The organism is Mycobacterium sp. NPDC003449, assembly GCF_053588415.1.
Window position 1 is genome coordinate 1 of record NZ_JBSFPX010000137.1, and the last position, 20,778, is coordinate 20,778.

At 67.0% G+C, this 20,778-nt stretch carries 21 protein-coding genes; 11 read left to right on the forward strand and 10 right to left on the reverse strand.

The window, feature by feature from the left end:
• Nucleotides 1-2,001, reverse strand: a 2,001-nt coding sequence (gene helR / locus ACWDTP_RS27200) for an RNA polymerase recycling motor ATPase HelR (protein ID WP_450025630.1), incomplete at its 3' end; no start/stop codon positions are given.
• Nucleotides 2,002-2,449: 448 nt separating this feature from the next.
• On the opposite strand from helR, the gene ACWDTP_RS27205 reads away from it, so the two are divergent.
• The 5 genes from ACWDTP_RS27205 to usfY all read left to right on the forward strand — a co-directional run bounded on the left by ACWDTP_RS27205 (nt 2,450) and on the right by usfY (nt 5,960).
• Nucleotides 2,450-3,955, forward strand: coding sequence for a SulP family inorganic anion transporter (locus ACWDTP_RS27205; protein WP_450025594.1), 1,506 nt, complete (start codon nt 2,450-2,452; stop codon nt 3,953-3,955).
• 24 nt (nt 3,956-3,979) lie between these two features.
• Nucleotides 3,980-4,369: a MerR family transcriptional regulator gene (locus tag ACWDTP_RS27210; protein WP_450025596.1), complete on the forward strand. Its 390-nt coding sequence runs from the start codon at nt 3,980-3,982 to the stop codon at nt 4,367-4,369.
• Nucleotides 4,370-4,731: 362 nt separating this feature from the next.
• Nucleotides 4,732-5,070 carry a tryptophanase gene (locus ACWDTP_RS27215; RefSeq protein ID WP_450025598.1) on the forward strand — a complete coding sequence of 113 codons (339 nt, stop codon included), beginning with the start codon at nt 4,732-4,734 and terminating at the stop codon, nt 5,068-5,070.
• 154 nt (nt 5,071-5,224) lie between these two features.
• Nucleotides 5,225-5,620, forward strand: a complete 396-nt coding sequence (locus tag ACWDTP_RS27220; RefSeq protein ID WP_450025632.1) for a hypothetical protein — start codon at nt 5,225-5,227, stop codon at nt 5,618-5,620.
• 28 nt (nt 5,621-5,648) lie between these two features.
• Nucleotides 5,649-5,960: a protein UsfY gene (gene usfY / locus ACWDTP_RS27225; RefSeq protein ID WP_450025600.1), complete on the forward strand. Its 312-nt coding sequence runs from the start codon at nt 5,649-5,651 to the stop codon at nt 5,958-5,960.
• Here usfY and ACWDTP_RS27230 read toward each other — a convergent pair.
• Complete coding sequence (locus tag ACWDTP_RS27230) at nt 5,954-7,294, reverse strand: flavin monoamine oxidase family protein (protein WP_450025602.1); 1,341 nt, start codon at nt 7,292-7,294, stop codon at nt 5,954-5,956. The genes usfY and ACWDTP_RS27230 overlap by 7 nt on opposite strands.
• Nucleotides 7,295-7,407: 113 nt before the next feature.
• Nucleotides 7,408-8,034, reverse strand: coding sequence for a TetR/AcrR family transcriptional regulator (locus tag ACWDTP_RS27235; protein ID WP_450025604.1), 627 nt, complete (start codon nt 8,032-8,034; stop codon nt 7,408-7,410).
• Between the two features lie 305 nt (nt 8,035-8,339).
• Between ACWDTP_RS27235 and ACWDTP_RS27240 the strand changes: the two genes are divergently transcribed.
• Entirely contained in the window at nt 8,340-9,149 is an 810-nt protein-coding gene (locus ACWDTP_RS27240; protein ID WP_450025606.1) for a transporter substrate-binding domain-containing protein, read from the forward strand.
• 36 nt (nt 9,150-9,185) lie between these two features.
• On the opposite strand, the gene ACWDTP_RS27245 is transcribed toward ACWDTP_RS27240, so the two are convergent.
• On the reverse strand, nt 9,186-9,788 hold the full coding sequence (locus tag ACWDTP_RS27245) for a TetR/AcrR family transcriptional regulator (RefSeq protein ID WP_450025608.1): 603 nt from the start codon (nt 9,786-9,788) through the stop codon (nt 9,186-9,188).
• A gap of 136 nt (nt 9,789-9,924) precedes the next feature.
• Here ACWDTP_RS27245 and ACWDTP_RS27250 point away from each other — a divergent pair, with 136 nt between their 5' ends.
• Entirely contained in the window at nt 9,925-10,317 is a 393-nt protein-coding gene (locus tag ACWDTP_RS27250) for a nitroreductase family protein (protein ID WP_450025610.1), read from the forward strand.
• Between the two features lie 291 nt (nt 10,318-10,608).
• Here the strand turns inward: ACWDTP_RS27250 and ACWDTP_RS27255 are convergent, their stop codons facing one another.
• Nucleotides 10,609-11,055, reverse strand: a complete 447-nt coding sequence (locus tag ACWDTP_RS27255; RefSeq protein WP_450025612.1) for a hypothetical protein — start codon at nt 11,053-11,055, stop codon at nt 10,609-10,611.
• A 222-nt stretch (nt 11,056-11,277) separates the two neighbouring features.
• Here ACWDTP_RS27255 and ACWDTP_RS27260 point away from each other — a divergent pair, with 222 nt between their 5' ends.
• The gene (locus ACWDTP_RS27260; protein ID WP_450025614.1) at nt 11,278-12,681 is read left to right on the forward strand and encodes an IS1380 family transposase; all 1,404 of its coding nucleotides are present in this window, start codon (nt 11,278-11,280) and stop codon (nt 12,679-12,681) included.
• Between the two features lie 167 nt (nt 12,682-12,848).
• On the opposite strand, the gene ACWDTP_RS27265 is transcribed toward ACWDTP_RS27260, so the two are convergent.
• Nucleotides 12,849-13,475, reverse strand: coding sequence for a trimeric intracellular cation channel family protein (locus ACWDTP_RS27265; RefSeq protein WP_450025616.1), 627 nt, complete (start codon nt 13,473-13,475; stop codon nt 12,849-12,851).
• A gap of 59 nt (nt 13,476-13,534) precedes the next feature.
• Between ACWDTP_RS27265 and ACWDTP_RS27270 the strand changes: the two genes are divergently transcribed.
• A complete protein-coding gene (locus ACWDTP_RS27270) occupies nt 13,535-13,921 on the forward strand; it encodes a GtrA family protein (RefSeq protein ID WP_450025633.1) in 387 nt (128 codons plus the stop codon).
• 4 nt (nt 13,922-13,925) lie between these two features.
• On the opposite strand, the gene ACWDTP_RS27275 is transcribed toward ACWDTP_RS27270, so the two are convergent.
• The 4 genes from ACWDTP_RS27275 to ACWDTP_RS27290 form a co-directional block, all read right to left on the reverse strand.
• Entirely contained in the window at nt 13,926-14,852 is a 927-nt protein-coding gene (locus tag ACWDTP_RS27275; protein WP_450025618.1) for a 3-keto-5-aminohexanoate cleavage protein, read from the reverse strand.
• Between the two features lie 24 nt (nt 14,853-14,876).
• Nucleotides 14,877-15,890 carry a ketopantoate reductase family protein gene (locus ACWDTP_RS27280; RefSeq protein ID WP_450025620.1) on the reverse strand — a complete coding sequence of 338 codons (1,014 nt, stop codon included), beginning with the start codon at nt 15,888-15,890 and terminating at the stop codon, nt 14,877-14,879.
• Entirely contained in the window at nt 15,887-17,185 is a 1,299-nt protein-coding gene (locus ACWDTP_RS27285; protein ID WP_450025622.1) for an MFS transporter, read from the reverse strand. Before ACWDTP_RS27285 ends, ACWDTP_RS27280 begins: the two co-directional genes overlap by 4 nt.
• A 75-nt stretch (nt 17,186-17,260) precedes the next feature.
• Nucleotides 17,261-18,292, reverse strand: a complete 1,032-nt coding sequence (locus ACWDTP_RS27290; protein WP_450025624.1) for a LacI family DNA-binding transcriptional regulator — start codon at nt 18,290-18,292, stop codon at nt 17,261-17,263.
• Between the two features lie 209 nt (nt 18,293-18,501).
• On the opposite strand from ACWDTP_RS27290, the gene ACWDTP_RS27295 reads away from it, so the two are divergent.
• The gene (locus ACWDTP_RS27295; RefSeq protein ID WP_450025626.1) at nt 18,502-19,401 is read left to right on the forward strand and encodes an SMP-30/gluconolactonase/LRE family protein; all 900 of its coding nucleotides are present in this window, start codon (nt 18,502-18,504) and stop codon (nt 19,399-19,401) included.
• A 2-nt stretch (nt 19,402-19,403) separates the two neighbouring features.
• On the forward strand, nt 19,404-20,735 hold the full coding sequence (locus tag ACWDTP_RS27300; protein WP_450025628.1) for an MFS transporter: 1,332 nt from the start codon (nt 19,404-19,406) through the stop codon (nt 20,733-20,735).
• The last annotated feature ends 43 nt before the right edge of the window (nt 20,736-20,778 follow it).

A 20,778-nucleotide genomic window follows, 5' to 3' on the forward strand; every position in this document is an offset into this window, starting at 1 on the left:
GCCTTCCCGTCCGGCCTCGTCGCGCACGAATTCCTCGATGGCCGAGCCCAGTTCGTCGTCGGTCAATCGCCGCGACCAGGGCGGAACCCCGCAGGCGCGAACCGATTCCGGAGGCGTGGCCGTGGGGGCGAACTCGGCGAGCAGCTCCGCGGCCACCGCCATGATCTCGGCCGGGGTGCGGTAGTTCACCGTCAACGAGCGGTACACCCAGCGGCCGCCCCGGTTGTTGCCGGTGGTGTCGGCGGGCACATACGGCTCCAGCATCGCCGCCCACGAGTCCGCCCCGGCCGCCGACCGCCGTTGGGCGAGGTCGCCGACGATCGTGAAGGAGCGCCGCGGGCAGCGGCGCATCAACACCCGCCAATCCATCTCGGACAGTTCCTGCGCCTCGTCGACCACCACATGCCCGTAGGTCCAGTCCCGGTCCGCGGCGGCGCGTTCGTCGAGTTCGCGGTTGTCGCGCTCCTGGAAACGTTCGGCGAGTTCCTCGGCGTCGATCAGATCCGCGGCCAGCAGGTGATCCTCGTCGTCCATGAGATCCTCGCGGGCGGTCATCAGGTCGAGCACCCCGGCCGCATAGGCCGCCTCGGCCCTGCGGTCGCGCTCGGCGGCCTGGTCGGCGGCCCGGTCCCGGCCGAGCAGATCGACCAGCTCGTCGAGCAGCGGCACATCCGAGACCGTCCAGGCATCGCCCTCGGCCCGCCACAGGGCCTCGTCCGCGCCCGCCGCCCGCAGCCGGTCCTGGGAGGTGTAGAGGTCTGCCAACAGGGTCTGCGGGGTCAGCATCGGCCAGAGCTCGGCGAGCGCGGCCGCAAATCCCTCGTGATCGTCGAGTTCTTCGACCAGCTCGGCCCGCATGTGTTCCCAGGCCGCCTTGTCCTCCCGCGTCAACCAGCCCTTGCCGATACGCCCGATCGCCCGTTCCGTCAGCGCCCAGGTGATGACGTCGGTGAAGGCGGCGCGGGCCTCGTTGTGCGGGAGCCCGGTGTCGCGCGCCTCCTGCCTGGCCCATTCGGCCACCCCCGCATCGATGTGCACGGTGACATCGGACAGTTTGACCGGTATGGGTTCGGCGGGCACGCGCTGGCGATCGGCCACCGCCGCCGCGAGCACGTCCAGGATCTTCAGCGAGCCCTTCGCCCGCGCGGCCTGCGGGGTGTCCTCGGCGGTGACGCGCAGACCGGGCACGAAGTCGCCGGTGGTCATGAACACCGCCTGGGACTCGCCGAGCGACGGCAGCACCCGGCCGATGTGGCTCAGGAACGCCGGGCTGGGGCCGACCACCAGCACCCCGTGCCGTTCCATCTGTGCGCGCTGGGTGTAGAGCAGATAGGCGACGCGGTGCAGCGCGACCACGGTCTTGCCGGTGCCGGGGCCGCCCTCGATCACCAGCACACCGGAATGGTCGAGCCGGATCATCTCGTCCTGCTCGGCCTGGATCGTGGCCACGATGTCGCGCATGCCCGCGCCGCGCGGCGCGTTGACCGCGGCCAGCAGGGCGGCATCGCCGGGACCGTCGCGTTCGTCGCCGAGTTCGGCCCCGGTGGGGCGGCCGAGGATCTCGTCGGTGAAATCGAGCACCCGGCGCCCGCGGGTGTGGAACTGCCTGCGACGCCGCATATTCTCCGGGCTGGCCGCGGTCGCCACATAGAACGCCCGCGCCAACGGGGCCCGCCAGTCCAGCAGCAGCGGTTCGTAGTCGTCGTCGGGGTCGAGCAGGCCCAGGCGGCCGATGTACAGATGCTCGCCCTCAACGGATTCCAGCCGACCGAAGCACAGGCCGTTGTCGGCCACATCGAGCCGCTCCATCGTCTTGGCCATGGTGCGGACCTCCGCGTCACGCCCGACCAGGGTCGAGCCGTCCTGCGCGTCGACCGGGGCCCGCAACGCGGCCTGGTACCGCCGCTTGGCGTCGGCGCGATCGGCGTCCAGCCGCGCGTAGAGTCCGGCGACATAGTCGCGCTCGGACTGCAGTTCGTCCTCGTACTCCCGGCTCGACACGTGCTGCTCGCTATCTCTCACTGGCTACCTCCCGTGGCCCGCCCGCCGACTCCCCCGGTCGACTCCGGCCAGCGATTGTGCGCCCTCACCCCGGCCTTGCGGCAAGCCCCCTGCTCCGCTATATGGTGGAGGGGACGGGAGCGCACCGCTCCCCTTTTTCATTTCCGACGGACCATCAACGCGTAACCGGCGGTGAATGTTTCCCGGTGCTCGGCGGCATGTCCTGGATGTGGGCTTGCGCACACGCCGATGGGCGGGTTGGAACCGAACCCTCCCCCACGGGTAGAGTTCGGAATCGTCGCTGGACGCACCAGCGTCGCAGTCCTCGTCGAGGCCGCTGATGATGCGTTCCGGCAACACTTTTCGCGCAACGATGCGCGCTCGATGGTGCCCACCGATGTCGATGTGCACTGCGTGATATCGGGTGTCCGCCCGGAACGGAGCTGTGGTGAAACGACTGCCGGAAGCGGTGTCCCCGCGCGAGCAGCAATCAGTGCTGGGTGCCCTGCGCTCACCGCGCCGGCTGCGCACCGAGGTGCTGGCCGGGCTCGTGGTGGCACTGGCGCTGATTCCGGAGGCGATCTCGTTCTCGATCATCGCCGGCGTCGACCCGCGCGTGGGTGTGTTCGCGGCGTTCACGATGGCCGTCACGATCGCGATCGCCGGTGGCCGGCCTGCGATGATCTCGGCCGCCACCGGCGCGGTCGCGCTGGTGGTCGCGCCCCTGGTGCGCAGCCACGGCCTGGACTACCTGATCGCGACGGTGATCCTGGCCGGGGTGCTGCAGCTGGTCCTGGGCGGCCTCGGCGTGGCCAAGCTGATGCGGTTCGTACCGCGCAGCGTGATGGTGGGCTTCGTCAACGCGCTGGCGATCCTGATCTTCCTGTCCCAGCTGCCGCACCTGCTCGGCGTGCCCTGGCTGGTCTACCCGATGGTGGCGGCCGCGATCGTCGTCATCGTGGCGCTGCCCAAACTCACCACGGCGATCCCCGCCCCGCTGGTGGCCATCGTGGTGCTCACCGCCGCCACCGTCGGATTCGGCTGGTCGATTCCCAATGTGGGCGACGAGGGACAACTCCCGTCGAGCCTGCCGTCCCTGCTGATCCCGGATGTGCCGTTCACCATGCACACCCTCGAGGTGATCGCCCCCTACGCGCTCACCATGGCCGTCGTCGGGCTGTTGGAATCCCTGATGACCGCAAAGCTGGTCGACGACATCACCGACACCCACTCCGACAAGTCCCGCGAAGCGCTCGGACAAGGCGTGGCCAACATCGTCACCGGATTCTTCGGCGGCATGGGCGGTTGCGCCATGATCGGCCAGACCATGATCAACGTCAAGGCCTGCGGCGCCCGCACCCGCATCTCCACCTTCCTGGCCGGCGCCTTCCTGCTCGGCCTGGTGGTGGGGCTCGGTGACGTGGTAGCCCAGATCCCGATGGCGGCACTGGTCGCGGTCATGATCATGGTGTCGGTGGGCACCCTCGATTGGCACAGCATCAACCCGAAAACGCTGCGGCGCATGCCCAAAAGCGAAACCACCGTCATGCTGGCGACCGTCGCGGTCACCGTGGCCACCGACAACCTCGCCTACGGTGTTGCCGTGGGCACGCTCACCGCGATGGTGCTATTCGCTCGCCGGGTCGCCCACCTGACCGAAGTCGTCGACATCGCCCACCCCGACGACGACACCCGCGTGTATGCGGTCAGAGGTGAGCTGTTCTTCGCCTCCAGCAATGACCTGGTGTACGAGTTCGACTACGCCGGTGACCCCGACAACATCGTCATCGATATGAGCCAGGCCCACATCTGGGATGCCTCGACGGTGGCCACGCTGGATGCGATCACCACCAAATACGCTGCCAAGGGTAAGACGGTCAGCATTGTCGGGATGAACGACAACAGTGCGCACCGGCATGCGCAGCTGAGCGGCCGGCTCACCGCGGCACACTGACCGGCCGGGAAAGGACGACCACTCGTGAGCAGCCAGCGGCACCTGCAGATCGGGGAGGTCGCGGCGCGAACCGACCTGTCCATCAAGACCATCCGCCACTATGACGAGGTCGGGCTGGTGGCGCCCTCGGCACGCTCCGCGGGCGGGTTCCGCCTGTACACCGTCGGCGATGTCGAGCGCCTGCTGTCGATCCGCCGGATGAAACCGCTGGGTTTCAGCCTCGACGAGATGCGGCAGTTGCTCGACGCGCTCGACACCCTCAACACACCGGCCGCACCCACACCCCAACGCGCCCAGGCGATCGACTATGTCGCCGAATGTCACGCTCGGGCCCAGGACGCCTGCATCAAGCTCACCCGGCAACTCGCCTACGCCCACGAACTGACCGATCAATTATCGCGGTACCGCGATTGACCCGACGTCACCGGCCAGTCCAAGCGGAGATGTTGGGTACGGATGCTGTGGTGAGCGTGCGCCATTTCGAGGTGTAGGCGCCGTTTCGGCACGGAACCCTGCACGCTCGGTACAGCGTCCCACAGCGGGGTGTGGACTCGGACCGGCGTACCTCTACCCATCTCGGGCGCGTGGCGCACCATCCCCGGTTATCACCCGGGTGAACCAGCGGCACGGGTGATGACCAGTCACCCCGCCCGACGGCAATCTGATGGAGACAGCCCAGGACAATCGATCACCGGCGGTGAGGTATGTGGAGTTCACACGGTCGGGCACAGCCTGAGACGACAACGACGCCGCCGCCGGGCGCGGTTGACTCGTCGATGACCTCGGACGCGAATATGGCGTGGCTGTTGGCCATTGCGGCAGATGCGTGTCTGACGGGTTATGAACGCACCATGACATTTGTCGAATTAGGCTGCGGGGAACACTACCTCGCGATCGAGCGGATACTCGCCGCGATCAGGTCAAGCCGGATGGCCATGTCGATGACGATATTGGACAGGCTGAGCCGCTGGCTGGACGGGTACGCCGGCGGCCCGGAAGAGCCACGGCTGCGCACCATACTGGTCCAGATCCGGGCGCAGCAGGTGCAGCCGGTTCCATTGCGCACCCACCGGGCACAGTGTGACCCCGTCCGGCGCACCGCTGCGATCGCGTAGGACGAGGCGTGATGTCCCCGGCGACGTGTGGGGCGGGCCGTTCATGACCGCATCGTCGACTTCTCACCCGGGTGAGACCGCGAACCGGGCGATGACAACTCACCCCTGCCATCGTCAGCATGTGCCCATGGCAACACCAGTCCAGCCCCCCACCATGACGAGGATCCTGCTGAGGGCAGTTGTGCTCTTGGCGTCGTGGGCGATCGGACTGCTGGTTGCCGCGCGGGTCGTTCCCGGAGTCTCGCTGTCGGCAACGGGGCTCGTCGTCGCCGTGACCGTATTCGCGGTGACGCAGGCGATGCTGTCCGTGGCGATCGTGACGCTGCCCCATCAGTATGCGTCGCTGCTCCTCGGGGGCAGCGGCTTGGCCCTGACGATCGCCGCGTTGATCCTTGCCTCGGTGTTGACGCACGGGCTCGCCATTGACACCACCGCATCCTGGGCGGCCACGACCGTCGTGGTGTGGCTCGTGACCACGATTGGGGCGATTACGCTGCCCGAGTTGCTCATCCGCGACCGATGCGACTCGACCAGATCGGACCGACGTTGATGCCCTGTCCGACGAAGGAGGGACGGTGATGGGAGACACGCACGACGATCCGACGGATCATTCCCGGACCACGCAACCGCGCGCGGGTATCGCGATGAAAGACAACTTCTTCTGGCCGGGGTTGATTCTGTTGGTCGTGGCGATGGTGGGGCTGATCAGCGTAGCGGCGGCCACCGCCTACCGACATTACGAATGGCTATCCACCACGGTGCTCATCACCGTTCTCGGTGCGGTCGCCGGAACGCTGTGGCTCGTCATCGAGCATCGCCGCGTGACCTGCATCGAGGCGCAGTGGGACGCTGCCCACCCAGGCGGTCGGACGCGCCCGCGGACTCACTGATCCGGATTGCCGAGCGCCCTCACCGCCTCGCTCACCTCCGAGGCCGCCCGGATGCCGGACTCGATGGCCCCGTCGAGGTAGCCGGGATGGTGGGCGGCCGTTTCCGAGCCCGCCCAGTGGATGTCGCCGACGGCTGCGGACGCCACCGGCAGCAGCCCTTCGGTGGTTCCCGGACACGGCAGGGCGATGTAGCCGCCGCCGACGTTCTCGTCACGGTGCCATGACTTCTCGTGCCAGCCGGCCGGTTCGAGGACTTCGGGCCCGACGCGGCGGGCCAGCGCATCGAGCACCACACCACGGCGCCCGGCCGGGTCCAGCCGGTCGAGTTGGCGCGCCTCCGGCCCGGCCACGAGCACACACAGGTGCCCGGGGCCGCCCGGCGGGGTGGTGTCGAATACGGCCCTACCTGGGTTGTCCAGCACGATGAACTCACCGCCGCTTCGTTCCCGCCAGAACGGTCGCTCATAGACCGCGATCGCCTTGTACACCGAGCCCATGTAGGTGTTGCGGCACAACGCGATCCGATCAGGCGGAAGTGGTGGATCGAACTCGATCCGATCGATCACCGGTGACGGGACCGTGACGATGACTTTCGCGGCCCGCAGATCGCCGGAGCCGGTACGCAGGGTGACCCCGCGGTCGTCGCAGACGATAGCCGTGACTCGCCGGTTCAACCACACCCGCTCACCGAGTCCGGCGGCCAGGCCGTCGACCAGCGACCCGACCCCTTCGACGAGCAACGATTCCTGCGCCCCGCCTTTGGTCGACAGCATGGTCGCCAGGCCGCCCTGCCGGCGGACCATCGATGCCATGGCGTGAATCGAGACGCGGTCCAGGTCGCCGGTCCACGAGATCAATGCGATCACTTCCAGCAGCCGTCGAGCGGTGCGCGCCGGAAGCCGGTTCAGCCAGGCGGCGACGGTTGTGGCGTTGAACCGCTGCGACGCTCGGATCCGGGACGCCACCTCGACAGCGCCCAGGACGACGCCGGCCGACAGCATCGTCGGGCCGGCCGCGCGTATCCGGCGCGATCCGCTGATCACGACCGGAAGCGGCCGGGTGTGCATCCGGAACCGAGAGGCCCCGAACTCGGCGGCCAAGTCAATCACGCGGTGGTGGTCGTGGCCGATCCACTGCCCGCCCAGGTCCACCCGCGAACCGAGAACGGTCGTCTCGCTCATCGCCCGGCCGCCCACCCGGTCGGCTGCTTCCAGCACGATGACGTCGACGCCGCGGCGGTGGAGTTCACGGGCGGCCGTCAACCCGGACAGCCCGGCACCCACCACCGCCACCGTCGTCGCGGATGGTGATCTGCCCGCCTGGTCTCGCGTCATGTGGTCCTTCCGCACCGCGCCCGTCGCGAATGAACTATGTCGGACAACCGACCGATTTTTACGATAAGGCAGACGGACGCCCTCGCGCAATCGGTGGAGCCGATGGGGGTCGCTCAGCGACGGCGCCGGGCACGCGTTTTCGTAACGGGTTTCGGGTCGGCGAAGGCCACGATCATGTCAACCGCGCGCCCGAGGTCACGGTGTGCGCGTTCAGGATCGGGGTTGGCCACGTATTGCACGATCAGACCGTCGATGACGGCGAGACACAGCCGTCCGAGAGTGTCGAAGCCGACCGCGCAACGCTCGCCGGCCCACCTGGCCGCCTGCTCACACACCTCGGTGATCAAAGACGTGTACCGCTCGTAGAGGGCCAGACCGCCGGTCCCGCTGGTTCGTGCCGAGTACATCGCCAACTCGTATTGCATAATCTGCGCGCCCACGTCGCCCTGCACCAATGTGTCCCAGAACCGGAACGCGCCGTACCGGATCGCGTGTTCCACACCTCGGTCCAGCTCCAGATCCGCCGCGACCGTGTCCAGCACCTCGCCGACGACCGCGTCGATCACCGCCCGCAACATCTGCTCTTTCGACGGGAAGACATAATGCAGTGTGCCCAACGGGATTCCGGCCTCGCTCGCCACCAACCGCAATGTCGTGGCGGACACCCCGACGGATGCGAGCACGGTTCTGGCCGCGGCGATGATCTGCTTCTCGCGTTCGGCCGCCTTGACGTACGCCATCCGGCTCCCTCACCTCGCTCGACCGATGTGAGTGTCTCATGGCCGCACAGAACCAGGTCGGACGGTCGACTGTGTTCATGTTCGTGCATCCGCACCCGCGCCGACTCATCGATCAACCCACCTGAGCGGTCACTCCCACGCGCGGTCGATGACCGCCGCCTGGCGCCCCCTCGTGCTGATAGCGCATGATATCGCTGCGTGGCGACCGAAGGCGCATCGGCAACGGCATAGAGTGACGGTCTCAGTGACACCCCGGCACCACGCATGGTTTCGGCGCCGCTCGACGGGAAGGGCTCCAGGTGAAAATGACTGCAGTGCAACGGCGGTGGCTCACCGTACTGGTCGCGTTCGTCGTCGCGGTGGTCGCTGGATGCACGCCCAGCCCACCCTCAGAGGCGCCGACCGCACTGTCGCGAATCACCCAGGACGGCACCATCCGGGTTTGTAGCACCGGCGACTATCGCCCCTTCACCTACCGGGACGGCCAAGGGAAGTGGAGCGGACTCGATATCGAGATGGCGGGTGACATGGCTAAGCGGCTCGGGGTTCAGCTTGAGCTGGTGCCCACCACGTGGAAGAACCTGATGGCCGACGTCGGTAACTCCTGTGACCTCGCAATGGGCGGCATCAGCATCAACCTGAACCGCGCCAAACAGGCACTGTTCAGCATCCCGTACCTGCGCGACGGCAAAGCCGCGATAGGCCGGTGTAGCGACAGTGGCCGCTTCCACGCCCTGGCAGACATCGACCGACCGGGGGTGCGCGTCATCGTCAACCCCGGCGGCGGCAATGCCGAGTTCGACAAGACCCACCTGCACACCGCACAGGTGGTGGACTGGCCGGACAACAACACGATTTTCGATCAGCTGGCGGCGGGCGCCGCCGACGTGATGATCACCGACACCAGCGAAGTTCGCTGGCAGGCCATCGCCAACCCAAAACTGTGCGGAATTGCGCTCGACCATCCGTTCACCTTCGAGCAGAAGGCCTATCTCATTCCGAGTGCGTCCGCGGACCTGCAGCAGTGGATCAACCAATGGCTCAACATTGCAACGCAGGACGGAACCTACGCCGCGTTGAGCCAGAAATACTTCGGCCGACCCACGGGTCCGTGAGACAGTGCCGCGCTGCGGCAACGAAACTCCGACCAATCAATCGACGCGGACTGACACGAATAAGGCATTCAGCGTCGCGTCGATGGTTCGAGCGGAGCGGTTCGATTGGCTGACGCCGGCTCGGGACAAAACCTGAAGTCCGATAAGTACCGTGGACAGCAAGACTGCGGCCTCATCGAGGTCCGTCTCGGCATCAAGCGTCTCCTCTGCCCGTGCCCGCGCGAGGGCACCTTTGAACACCGACTCCATCCGCTCACGATTGCGGTCGAGGCGCGTCGACACCTCGGAGTCGCTATCGCCGTGCTCGACAGTCGCGTTCACCGAGAAGCATCCTGGCGGAAGCCCTTGCCCGGGCAGCGCTGCGGCATCCTCCAGCAGCGCCCGCACCGCGGCCAGACCGGACTCCGCCTCCTGTGCCACGCGCTCTGGCGCCGGTTCCCCCGCTCCGGCGAGATAGCGGTCCAATGCCGCCAGGTACAGGCCGCGTTTGGACCCGAAAGTGCCATACAGACTGGCCCGCGCGATGCCCAATTCGGTTACCAGACCGGAGGTCGACGTGCGCGCATAGCCGTTCCTCCAGAACAGCCGCATGGCAGCGTCAAGCACCACCTCGGGATCGAACTCCTTGGACCGCGCCATGGATTCGAGGCTAATCCGTCAACGGTTGCGATATCGGCGTCACAAACCCTCGCTGCGGGCTCGGGTCGCTCAGATCTGGCGGCGCGGGCTGGCTGTGGGGGTGCCTGGCACGGGAGGACCGCACGACGTCAGCCGCATGAACCCGGGCAGCGGCGAATGGGAGCGGATCCTCGCCAGTCTGGATCACTTGGCCGCCCACCTGCACGAGGCACCGATCTTGCTGATGCCGTGTGTACGGGTGAACTCGCGACAGGAGTTGACGACCGTACGTGGACAGGCCGGCGCGTGGGGTTCGGTGCTGCCTGCGGTGTGGAGCTTTATGCTCGCCGCCCGCGAGCGCGGCCTCGGGACCACCTGGACCACATGTCACCTCAGCTATGAACACGACATGGCCGAGCTGCTCGGCATCGACTACCACCACGTCGTGCAGGCCGCGCTGAGCCCGATCGCCTTCAGCCGTGGCACCTCATTTCGCCCGGGCCCACGAGCCGACCACCGCAAGTTCATCCACTGGAACGGCTGGAACTGACACCCGGAAGGATCCGCCATGGCTGTGATGCTTGACCACAATCGTCAGCCTCAACGCACCGGACGCGGTGCCGTAGGACAGAGTCAGGAGTGGAGCTAAGGGGATTCGAACCCCATCGGAGGACAGCGAAATGCCTGGTTACCTGCGGAATCACGCTCCGTCGCCTATCACCGAAGGTCAGTCGCGACCTGCGGATGTCCAAACTGGTGCAGTCCACGACCGCACGCTCGCGTTGGCGGGAAACCAGCGCGCTCTGTAGCCACGACCACCCAACCAGGGGAATTCACATTGTCACTGTCCCGTGTCGGTTCGGATCAGGATGTTGATGTCAGTGGGGTCGCTGGCCGGAACTTCGGGAATGGTGTTGCGCGTGTAGATCTGCAGGTGGATAGGGCCGGTGTGATCGATAGGGACCCGGTGCAGGTCCTCAGGGAGATCAAGAATCTCTCCTACCGCGAGCGCTGCTTCGGTGAAGATCACGGTGCCGTCGAAAACCAGCTCTCCGAAGCCCGTCCCATCGCTGCCGCGGTACACACATACGACAACATCGCGACCGAAGGTGTCGGCCGCATCCGACGTCATCGTCGACACCACCACCGAGTGGTCGTTCACGGCCACCTTCCCGTCGCTATCGTCGGGAACGCCTGCAGGATTGCCAGCTTCTTCGACGAGTACCTGACCGTAGTCGGGGTACACATCGAATGTCGCGATCAGTTCGTTTACCTTTGGTGTCGCCATCCTGACCAACCTAACTAGTTGGATCCGTTCTTGCGTTTGCGCTTTTTGTGGCGGCTGCTCTGTTTCTTCTTCTTGTCGTTTTTCTTGCTGTTTTGCTTCTTAGCCCGGATTTTCCGTGAAATGTTGCTTTGGTGGGGTGTAGATACGCGAAAGTGCCTGTCCTGCAAGGAATAATTGGACTTCTCTACGGTTCAATCGTTCCCAGGGGAAGGCACCTCGCAGGTGAAGAATATCGCGGTCGCTTCACGAGTGAAAGTCTCTGCCGACGGCCATGGTGTGGTGTCGCATGCCGGGATGGGCATGCTGCGTGAACTTGCCGACCGTACGGGCCTATCGGCGCAGGTCACGGCTGCGTTGGCCGACACCTACCGGGGTCGGTGGGTGTACGCCCCCGGTGATGTGTTCGCTGATCTGGCCGCCGCGGTCGCCGACGGGGCTGACTGCATCGATGGAGTGGGTCAGCTCTGCGGTGATCGTGAGCACGTGTTCGGCGCGAAGGCCTCCACGACCACGATGTGGCGGCTGATCGATGAGCGCATCGACGCTGCGCACCTGCCCGGGGTGCGGGCTGCCCGCGCCGCGGCACGAGCGTCGGCCTGGAACGCCGGAGCCGCCCCCGGGCAGGGTTGGCTGCACATCGATATCGACGCCACCCTGGTCATCGATCACTCCGATAACAAGGCCGGGGCCACACCGACCTGGAAGAAGACCTTCGGTCATCACCCGCTGCTGGCGTTTCTGGATCGCCCCGAGATCGCTGGCGGAGAAGCGCTGGCCGGACTGCTGCGGACCGGCAACGCCGGCTCCAACACCGCCAGCGATCACATCGTCGTGTTGCACCAGGCGCTGGCCGCGCTGCCGGCGCCGTGGCGGCCCGACCCCAGTCGTGGCGATGAGGGCGGCCCACCGAAGGTGTTGGTGCGCTGCGACACTGCCGGAGCCACCCACAAGTTCGCCGATGCCTGCCGCAGCGCAGGGGTGGGGTTCTCCTTCGGCTATCCCGTCGACGCCCGCGTCCAGGACGCCGTGGACATCCTCAACCTCGGTTCCTGCTGGTATCCGGCGATCGACACCGCCGACGGTATCCGAGACGGGGCCTGGGTCGCCGAGGCCACCGACCTGGTCAACCTCGACAGCTGGCCGGCCGGCACCCGGCTGATCCTGCGCAAAGAACGCCCTCACCCCGGCGCGCAACTGCGGTTCACCGACGCCGACGGCATGCGGGTCACTGCGTTCATCACCGACACACCGGTCGGTGTCGTCCCCGGCCAGATTGCCGGCCTGGAACTGCGGCACCGCCAGCACGCCCGCGTCGAGGACCGCATCCGCGACCTGAAAGCCACCGGGCTGCGCAACCTGCCCTGTCACTCGTTTTGGTCCAACGCCGCCTGGCTGGAAATCGTGCTGACCGCCGCCGACCTGGTCACCTGGACCCGACTCATCGGCTTCCGCACACATCCCGAACTGGCTCGCGCCGAGATCGCCACCTTCCGCTACCGCGTCCTGCACGTGGCCGCCCGCATCACCCGCGGCGCCCGACAACTGAGGCTACGCATCGACGCCACCTGGCGATGGGCCGCCCAGATCGCGACCGCCTGGCAAAACCTGCGCACTGCCTTCGGGTAACCGCAAGCCCCCCGGCTCACCGATCACGAAAGACCCACTGGCCCTGGGAAAGCCCGCCCACCCCGGCGACACGGGACGACTCCACACGCGTAGAGCGTCAAAACGATCTATACACGCCCACCACGCGACCGCAGCACGCCATCGCCAACCCCGGCGAAAAATCGAGGCTAACCATCACCGCCGACGAACAGGTCCCGCGGACCGGTGGGCAGCCGCCACCGGAAAGCCAGCCCGGCCAGGCGCAGCGCCGTCGCCAGCACCGTCCCCACCACCAGGCCCGCCCACTGCGGACCCAGATAGTCGACGACGGCGTAGGCCGTCGCACCGATGACGGCCGGGACCGCGTAGAGATCGTCGGTTCCCATCAACAGCGGTATCTCCCGCACCAGCACGTCACGGACGATCCCGCCGCCGATCGCGGTGGTCACCCCGATCAGCACCGCGGCGAACCAGCTGGCGCCGACATCGACCGCGAACGCCGCGCCCGAGGTGGCGAAGAAGCCCATCCCGATCGCGTCCAGGGTGAGCACGATCCGGCGCAACCGGATGAAGATCCTGGCGGTCAGGGTCGCCACCGCCGTCGCGACGAGCGCGACCGTGATGTTCGGCCAATGCTCGATCGACGAGGGTGGGCTGACATTGAGGAACAGATCGCGCAGCACGCCACCGCTCACCGCGGTCAACACCCCCAGCGCCGCGATCCCGAAGAGATCCAATCCCTTACGGATCGCCACCATCGCCCCCGACGAGGCGAACATCACGATGCCGAGGTAGTTGAGCACCATCTGCAACACGACGCAACGGTATGCCTCGTTAAGCTGCCCGGGTGGCCGACGCACCCGCAAACCCGCGCCTGGATCTCAAGACCCAGGCATTCCGGTTCATCGTCACCGGCGGACTGTCCGCGATCGTGGACTTCGGCCTGTACGTGCTGCTCTACAAGGTCGGCGGGCTACAGGTCGACCTGGCGAAGACGATCGGCTTCATCGCCGGGACCACCACCGCGTACCTGATCAACCGGCGGTGGACCTTCCAGGCACCGCCGAGCACCGCGCGGCTCGTCGCCGTGTGGGTGCTCTACATCGTGACCTTCGCGGTGCAGGTCGGGCTGAACCACCTGGTGCTGCACCTGGCCGATTACCGGGCGTGGGCGGTGCCGGTCGCGTTCGTCATCGCGCAGGGCACCGCGACCGTGATCAACTTCGTGGTGCAGCGCGCGGTGATCTTCAAGCTGCACTGAGCGGTCAGAAGGCCACCGCGGCGGCGCCCTTGAGGCCCAGATACGCACGCGCCTCGTCGGGCGTTGCGGGTGTGCGGTCGAACAGTTCGGCGAGCTCGGCGGCCTTGCGCACCAGCTGCGCATTCGACGTCGCGTTCTCGGTCCTGGTGATCCGCAGGTTGTCCTCGAGCCCGACCCGCACATTGCCGCCCAGGATCAACGACAGGGCCGCCAGGCTGTACTCACCGCGGTAGCCCACGCCTGCGGCCGACCAGGTGAACGAATCCCGGCCGAAGACCCGCTCGGCGGTGCGCAGCATATGGATGAGCTGGTCGGGTTCCGCGGCGTTGGCGCCGAGCACGCCGAGCACGAACTGCAGGTTGAACGGCGGGGTCAGTACACCGTCCTTGACCAGCTGTTCGAGGTTGTAGATGTGGCCGACGTCGTAGACCTCGATCTCGGGCCGGGTCTCGGCCTGCCGCATCTGCTCGGCCATGTACGTCATGTCGGCGAAGGTGTTCTTGAAGATGTAGTCGGTGGTGCCCTCCAGGTATTCGCGTTCCCACTCGGCGAACGGCAGGTCGCGTGACGCCACGGGGAACAGTCCGAAGTTGAAGCTGCCTGCGTTGAACGTGGCCATCTCCGGGCGAAACTTGAGGACCGAGGCCCGCTCTTCGACGGTCATCCCGCGGCCGCCGCCCGTGGTCGGCTGGATGACCGCGTCGGTGTGCTTCTTGAGTTCGGACAGCACCCGGTCGAACAGGTCGAGGTCGGCGACGGGCCGCCCGGTCGCCTCGTCACGCACGTGCACGTGCAGCACCGCGGCGCCGGCCTCGGCCGCCTTGACGCCCTCCTCGACGATCTGGTCGACCGTGATGGGGATGGCCTTGCTCTGGGCGGGCACGGTCATGCCGCCGGTCAGCGCGCAGGTGATGATGACCTTGTCGTTCATGGTTTTCTCCTTTGAGGGTTGGGGTCAGGCGGGCACTTCGGCGAGGGCTTCGAACGTGGCCGGGCCCGGTGACCGGTGGCCTTGTTCACAGTCGTGCACCAGCTCGACGATGCGGGCGTTCAACGGGCTTGCGACACCGGCTTTCTCGGCTGTTACACACACCCCGCCGTTGATGACGTCGACTTCGGTACTGGCGCCGCGTTCGAGATCCTGCAGCATGGACGCCTTAGTCGCGCCGAGCCGGCCCATCAGGATTTCAGTTGCCGCATCGGCGCTTTCGACGTCGTCGCGGGAGCGGACGACGAGCCGGTCCGGCCGCACACCGACGATCTCGTCGAGTTCGATACCTGCCGCGTGCGCGACGTCGTAGGCCTCGGTCCACAGCCGGTGGGCGAGTTCGCGGCCGAGCGGGTCGGCGACGACGTCGCGGTACAGCATTCCGCTGACCGCGCCGAGCCCGGAGAAGGTGCTGTTGAGCAGCAGCTTCGTCCAGACCTGGCCGACGATGCTGGTCGAGATCTGCACTTCGGCCGCAGCCGAGAGGATTTCGCTCAGCGTCTCGACGCGTGCGGTGCGGGCGCCGTCGGCCTCGCCGAGCACGAACGGTGCGACGGTGGTCTGGGCGAGGTGGCCGGGGCCGAGGTTGGTCGCGCCCCACTCGGTGATCCCGATGACCAGCCGGTCCGCCCCGACGATCCGTTCAACGGTGTTCTGCACCAGGCCGTTACCGAGGGAGACATAGGTGTCGACGAGATCGCCGGTGACCAGCGATGCGAGTGCGACGTCCAGATACGGCGCCTTGAGCGTGACCAGCGCGTAGTCGAACCTGCCGGTCAGCTCGGCGGGATCGGCGACCGCCGGGATCGGGACGTGTGAGGTCGTCCCGAGCTCGTCGAATCGCAGCCCGGGCGAGTTCATCAGCCGCACGTGTTCGGGGTTGGCGTCGAGCACGGTGACATCCCGGCCCGCCCGCGCGAGGTGCGCGGCGGTGACGCCGCCGATGGCGCCCGCGCCCACCACGAGGATCCGGTCGGTCATGGTGTTACCTCTTTCTCGGTGACGTTGGCCGGGGCGTCCTGGAACGTGAGGGCCAAGCCGACCAGGGTTCCGATGAGCACCAGCGCGATCACGAACCACAAACCGGCAGAGGGGTTGTCGGTCGCGGTCTCGACAAGCCCCATCACGAACGGTCCGACGAAACCGCCAAGAATGCCCAGCGTGTTGACCAGTGCCAGGCCGCCGGCCAGGGCCGCACCCGCCAGCCGCGAAGCAGGCACCGCGAACAGGATCGACTGGACGACGAAGAACGTGGACGCCGCGATGCAGAACCCGACGAGCGCGAGTGCGGGCCCGGCGACCGCCCCGATCGTGAATCCGACGACCATGGCGCCCATGCCGCCGAGGAGCATCGCGCGGGACCGGCGGCCGTCGGTGGCGTAGCGCGGCAGGAGGAGCGTGCCGATGGCCGCGGCGACCCAGGGCAGGGCGGTGAGCAGACCTATCGTGAGGTCGGACAGCTGACCCCATTCGCCGATGATTCCCGGCAGGAAGTAGGTGAGGCTGTAGACCGCGATCTGGTGGGTGAAGTACACGGCGATCACGAGCAGGATCTGCCTGTCCCGGAACACGCCGGCGAACGAATGCGTGCCCGAGGCCTCTGCGCCGTCCTGCTGCTCCCGGGCCAGCCTCTCGGTCAGCTCACGTGCCTGTTGCGGGGCAAGCCATTTCGCGTCGTGGGGTCCGTTGGGCAGGAACTTGTAGACGATGACCGCGAGCGCGACGGCGGGCAGGCCCTCGATCACGAACATCCACTGCCAGCCGTGCCAGCCCAGGATCCCGTCCATTCCGAGCAGCGCACCACCGACGGGCGCTCCCACGATGTTGGCCAGGCAGACCGCCACCAGGAACGCACCGTTCGCCTTCGCGCGCTGCCGGCGGCCGAACCAGTAGGTGAGATAGAGCATCACGCCGGGGAACAACCCGGCCTCGGCGACCCCGAGCAGTACCCGCAGGACATAGAACGACACCGGCCCCTGCACGAGGGCCATGGCCGCCGACAACAGGCCCCAGGTCACCATGATCCGGGTGATCCACAACCGGGCCCCGACGCGGTGCATGATGAGGTTGCTCGGCACCTCGCACAGCGAATAGGCCAGGAAGAACAGTCCGGCACCCAAACCGTATGCGGCGGCGGATAATCCGAGGTCGGCCTCGAGGTGCGCCTTGGCGAGGCCGATGTTGGTGCGGTCGATGAAGGCGATGATGTACGCCGCGATCAGCAGTGGCATCAGCTTGCGGAAGATGAGCCAGTTCAACTCGGTGTCGGTGGCCATGGCAAGGCGCCTCCTGCAGGGTGTCGAAAGGTCATCCCGTGGGCGGTGCGCCCAGGGATCGGCGTTCGGTTGTGGTCAGGCGGCGGCCGCGTGTCTTCGCGGGCAGCCGCAGGTCGTTCCGATCCGGAGTTCGTGCGCGCGCAGCACCGATTGGTAGGAGCCCCCGGCTCCGTCGATCCGGCGGGTCAGGAGTTCGATTGACTGCTCGGCCATTTCGCGACGCGGCTGGTTGACGGTGGTGAGCTCGACGAGTGGGGACGCACCGGGGAAGAGTCCGTCGAATCCGGTGACGGCGACATCCTCGGGCACCTTGATCGCATGCGCGCGCAGCGCGCTGATCGCGCCGAGGGCGATGGCGTCGCTGCCGCACACGATCACGTGCGGCAACGCCTTGCGGGCCAGCACCTGCTCGACGGCCACGTAGCCGCCCCGCTCGCTGAGGTAGGTGCTGATCCGGTGCGAGGCGATGCTGCGGATGCCGTGCGATTCGGCGGTGCGGACGAATCCGTCTTCCCTGGCCGCCGACGCGCTCGACGTGCGCGGCCCGACGATCGTGACGATGTCCCGGTAGCCGTGCCCGACAACGTGTTCCATCATCTCCGCGGCCGCGCCCCGATCGTCGATCCCGACGAAGTCGGCGTCGATGCGCTCGATCCGCCGCGACAGTTGCACCAACGGGATGTGGGCACTGCGCAGCGACCGGATCACCTCGCCGTCGTCGGGGTGCAGCACGGTGAACACCACGCCGTCGACGTGGCGGGCGATCATCGCGTCGACCACCGACCGCAACGTCTCGGGATCCTCCTGGGTGTGGGCGAGAAACACCTCGAAGCCGCGGGCGCGCGCGGCGTCGATCGTCCCCGCCGCGATCTCGGTGTAGAAGGGATTGGCGATGTCGGTCAGGACCAGGCCGATGACCCGGGTCTGATGTGCGCGGAGCCCGTCGGCCCGCGCGCTGGAGATGTGTCCGAGTTGCTCGGCCACCTCCAGGATCTTCGCCCGGGTCTGCTCCGACACCCCGCGGCGGCCGTTCATCACGTAGGAGACCGTGGCCGGCGAGACGCCGACCGCTCGCGCGACATCGGCCGCCGAAACGCGTGTTCTCACCGGTTCACCTCCCTGACTCGCCGGGGTGTCCCGACATTAAGTGTGACCCAAATCGTTAAGCAACGTTAAGTTCAGCTGGACCGGGCATGCCGCGACACCGCGGTGAACCGGGCCGGCCCGAGTGTGGTCGACCACTGACCGGCCGACAAATGTCCGAGGTCACAACTTAACGTTGCTGAACACATCGACGTACTTCTAGCGTTCCGGCAATGTCCGACAGGCAAGCCGCACCCCCGATCGACGTGGTCGTCGATCTCAAGACCACGCTCGGCGAGGGACCGCTGTGGGACTGCGAACAACAGTCGTTGTACTGGATCGACAGCGCCGACGGCCGGATCTTCCGCTCGACCGCCGACGGCTCGCACATCAGGGCCTGGGAGGTCGGCCAGAAGATCGGTTCGATGGCACTGTGCCGCGACGGCGACGCCGCGATCGTCGCGCTCGCGGACGGGTTGGCCCGGCTCGATCTGGCCGACGGCACGCTCACGACGCTGCTCGACCCCGAGCCCGATCTGCCGGACAACCGCCTCAACGACGGCAAGGTCGACAAGCGCGGCCGCTTCGTGTTCGGGTCGATGGACACCCTGGAGGACTCGCCCAGCGGCAAGCTCTACAGCTACCACCCGGACGGAACGCTGACGACGCTCGACGAGGGCATCACCGTCTCCAACGGCCCGTGCTGGAGCCCGGACGGTCGGACGCTGTACTTCTGTGACACCTGGACCGGTGAGATCTGGGCTTACGACTACGACCTCGACACCGGAACGGTGACCAATCGGCGCACGTTCGCGCGGGTCGACACGAGCTCGGGCGGCGCGGCCGACGGTGCGACCGTCGACGCCGAGGGCTACCTGTGGCAGGCACTGGTATACGGCGGCAAGATCATTCGCTACGCCCCGGACGGCACCGTCGACCGCGTCATCGACTTCCCGGTACGCAAACCCACGAGCGTCATGTTCGGCGGCGCCGACCTCGACGTGCTCTACGTGACCTCGATGGGCCGACCGCCGCTGCCCCGATTTCCCGACGACGGCCAGCTACGTGGATCCCTGTTCGCGATACGCGATCTCGGGGTCACGGGCATTCCCGAGAACAGGTTCGGTGCATAGCCATGAAGACGTCTTCGCGCCGCGGATCTCTGCGCAACACCCACAAATACTCGTGGATCTCGCTCGCCGTGTGCTGGCTGATCTGGGTTCTCAACGCCTATGACCGCGAGATCATTCTGCGGCTCGGGCCGACCATCTCCGAGCAGTTCCACCTCAGCCCGGACGCGTGGGGCGCGATTGCCTCGCTCATCATGATCTCGCTCGCCGTCCTGGCGATCCCCGGATCCACCCTCAGCGACAAGTACGGGGGCGGCTGGAAACGTGCCCGCTTCCAGGTCCCGCTGGTGATCGGCTACACGGCACTCTCGTTCGTGTCGGGCCTGAAAGCCGTCAGCTCGCACGCCGTCGCGTTCATCGCACTGCGGGTCGGTGTCAACCTCGGTGCCGGTTGGGGTGAGCCCGTCGGCGTCAGCAACACCGCCGAATGGTGGCCCAAGGAACGCCGAGGATTCGCGCTGGGCGCCCACCACACCGGCTACCCGGTGGGCTCGCTGCTCAGCGGCCTGTCGGCGGCCGTCGTCATCGCGGCGTTCGGCGCGTCGAACTGGTCCTACACGTTGTTCCTCGGCCTGATCGTCGCGATTCCGCTGATGGTCTTCTGGGGGCGCTACTCCACCGCCGACCGGATCGCGACGCTGTACGAGGACATCGCCGCCAACGGGCTCACCCCGCCGGACGACAACCACGACCACGGCGCCGGAAAGGGATTGATCGCGGCCTGCTTCCGGAATCGCAGCATCAACCTCACCGCGCTCACCACGATGCTGACCCAGATCGTCTACATGGGCGTCAACGTCGTGCTGCCCGCCTACCTCTACAACGTCGTCGGGCTCTCCCTGGCCGAATCAGCCGGACTCAGTGTGGTTTTCGCGTTCACCGGGATCCTGGGACAGATCCTGTGGCCCACCCTGTCGGACGTGATCGGGCGCAAGCCCACCATCATGATCTGCGGGGTGTGGATGGCCGTCAGCGTGGCGTGCTTCTATCTCGCCACGTCGTCGCTACTGGTCGTCATCATCCAGTTGGCCTTCGGCCTGGTGGCCAACGCCGTGTGGCCCATCTACTACGCCGCGGCCTCCGACGCGGCCCCCGAGGGCGCGGTCTCCACGGCCAACGGCATCATCACGACGGCGATGTTCATCGGTGGCGGTATCGCACCGCTGCTCATGGGCAGGCTGATCTCCCTCGGCGGCGGCTGGACCGCGCACGGCGGATACATCGTGTGCTTCTTCGCCATGTCGGCATGCGCCCTGATGGGAGTGATCCTCCAGCTCTTCCTGCGCCGTCCCACCAACGCCGACGACGAAGAGCCCCGCGCCCTCACCGTGCGTTGACGGGTCTGGGGCACCCCGCGGGCACGGTACCCTCTTTCTCGAT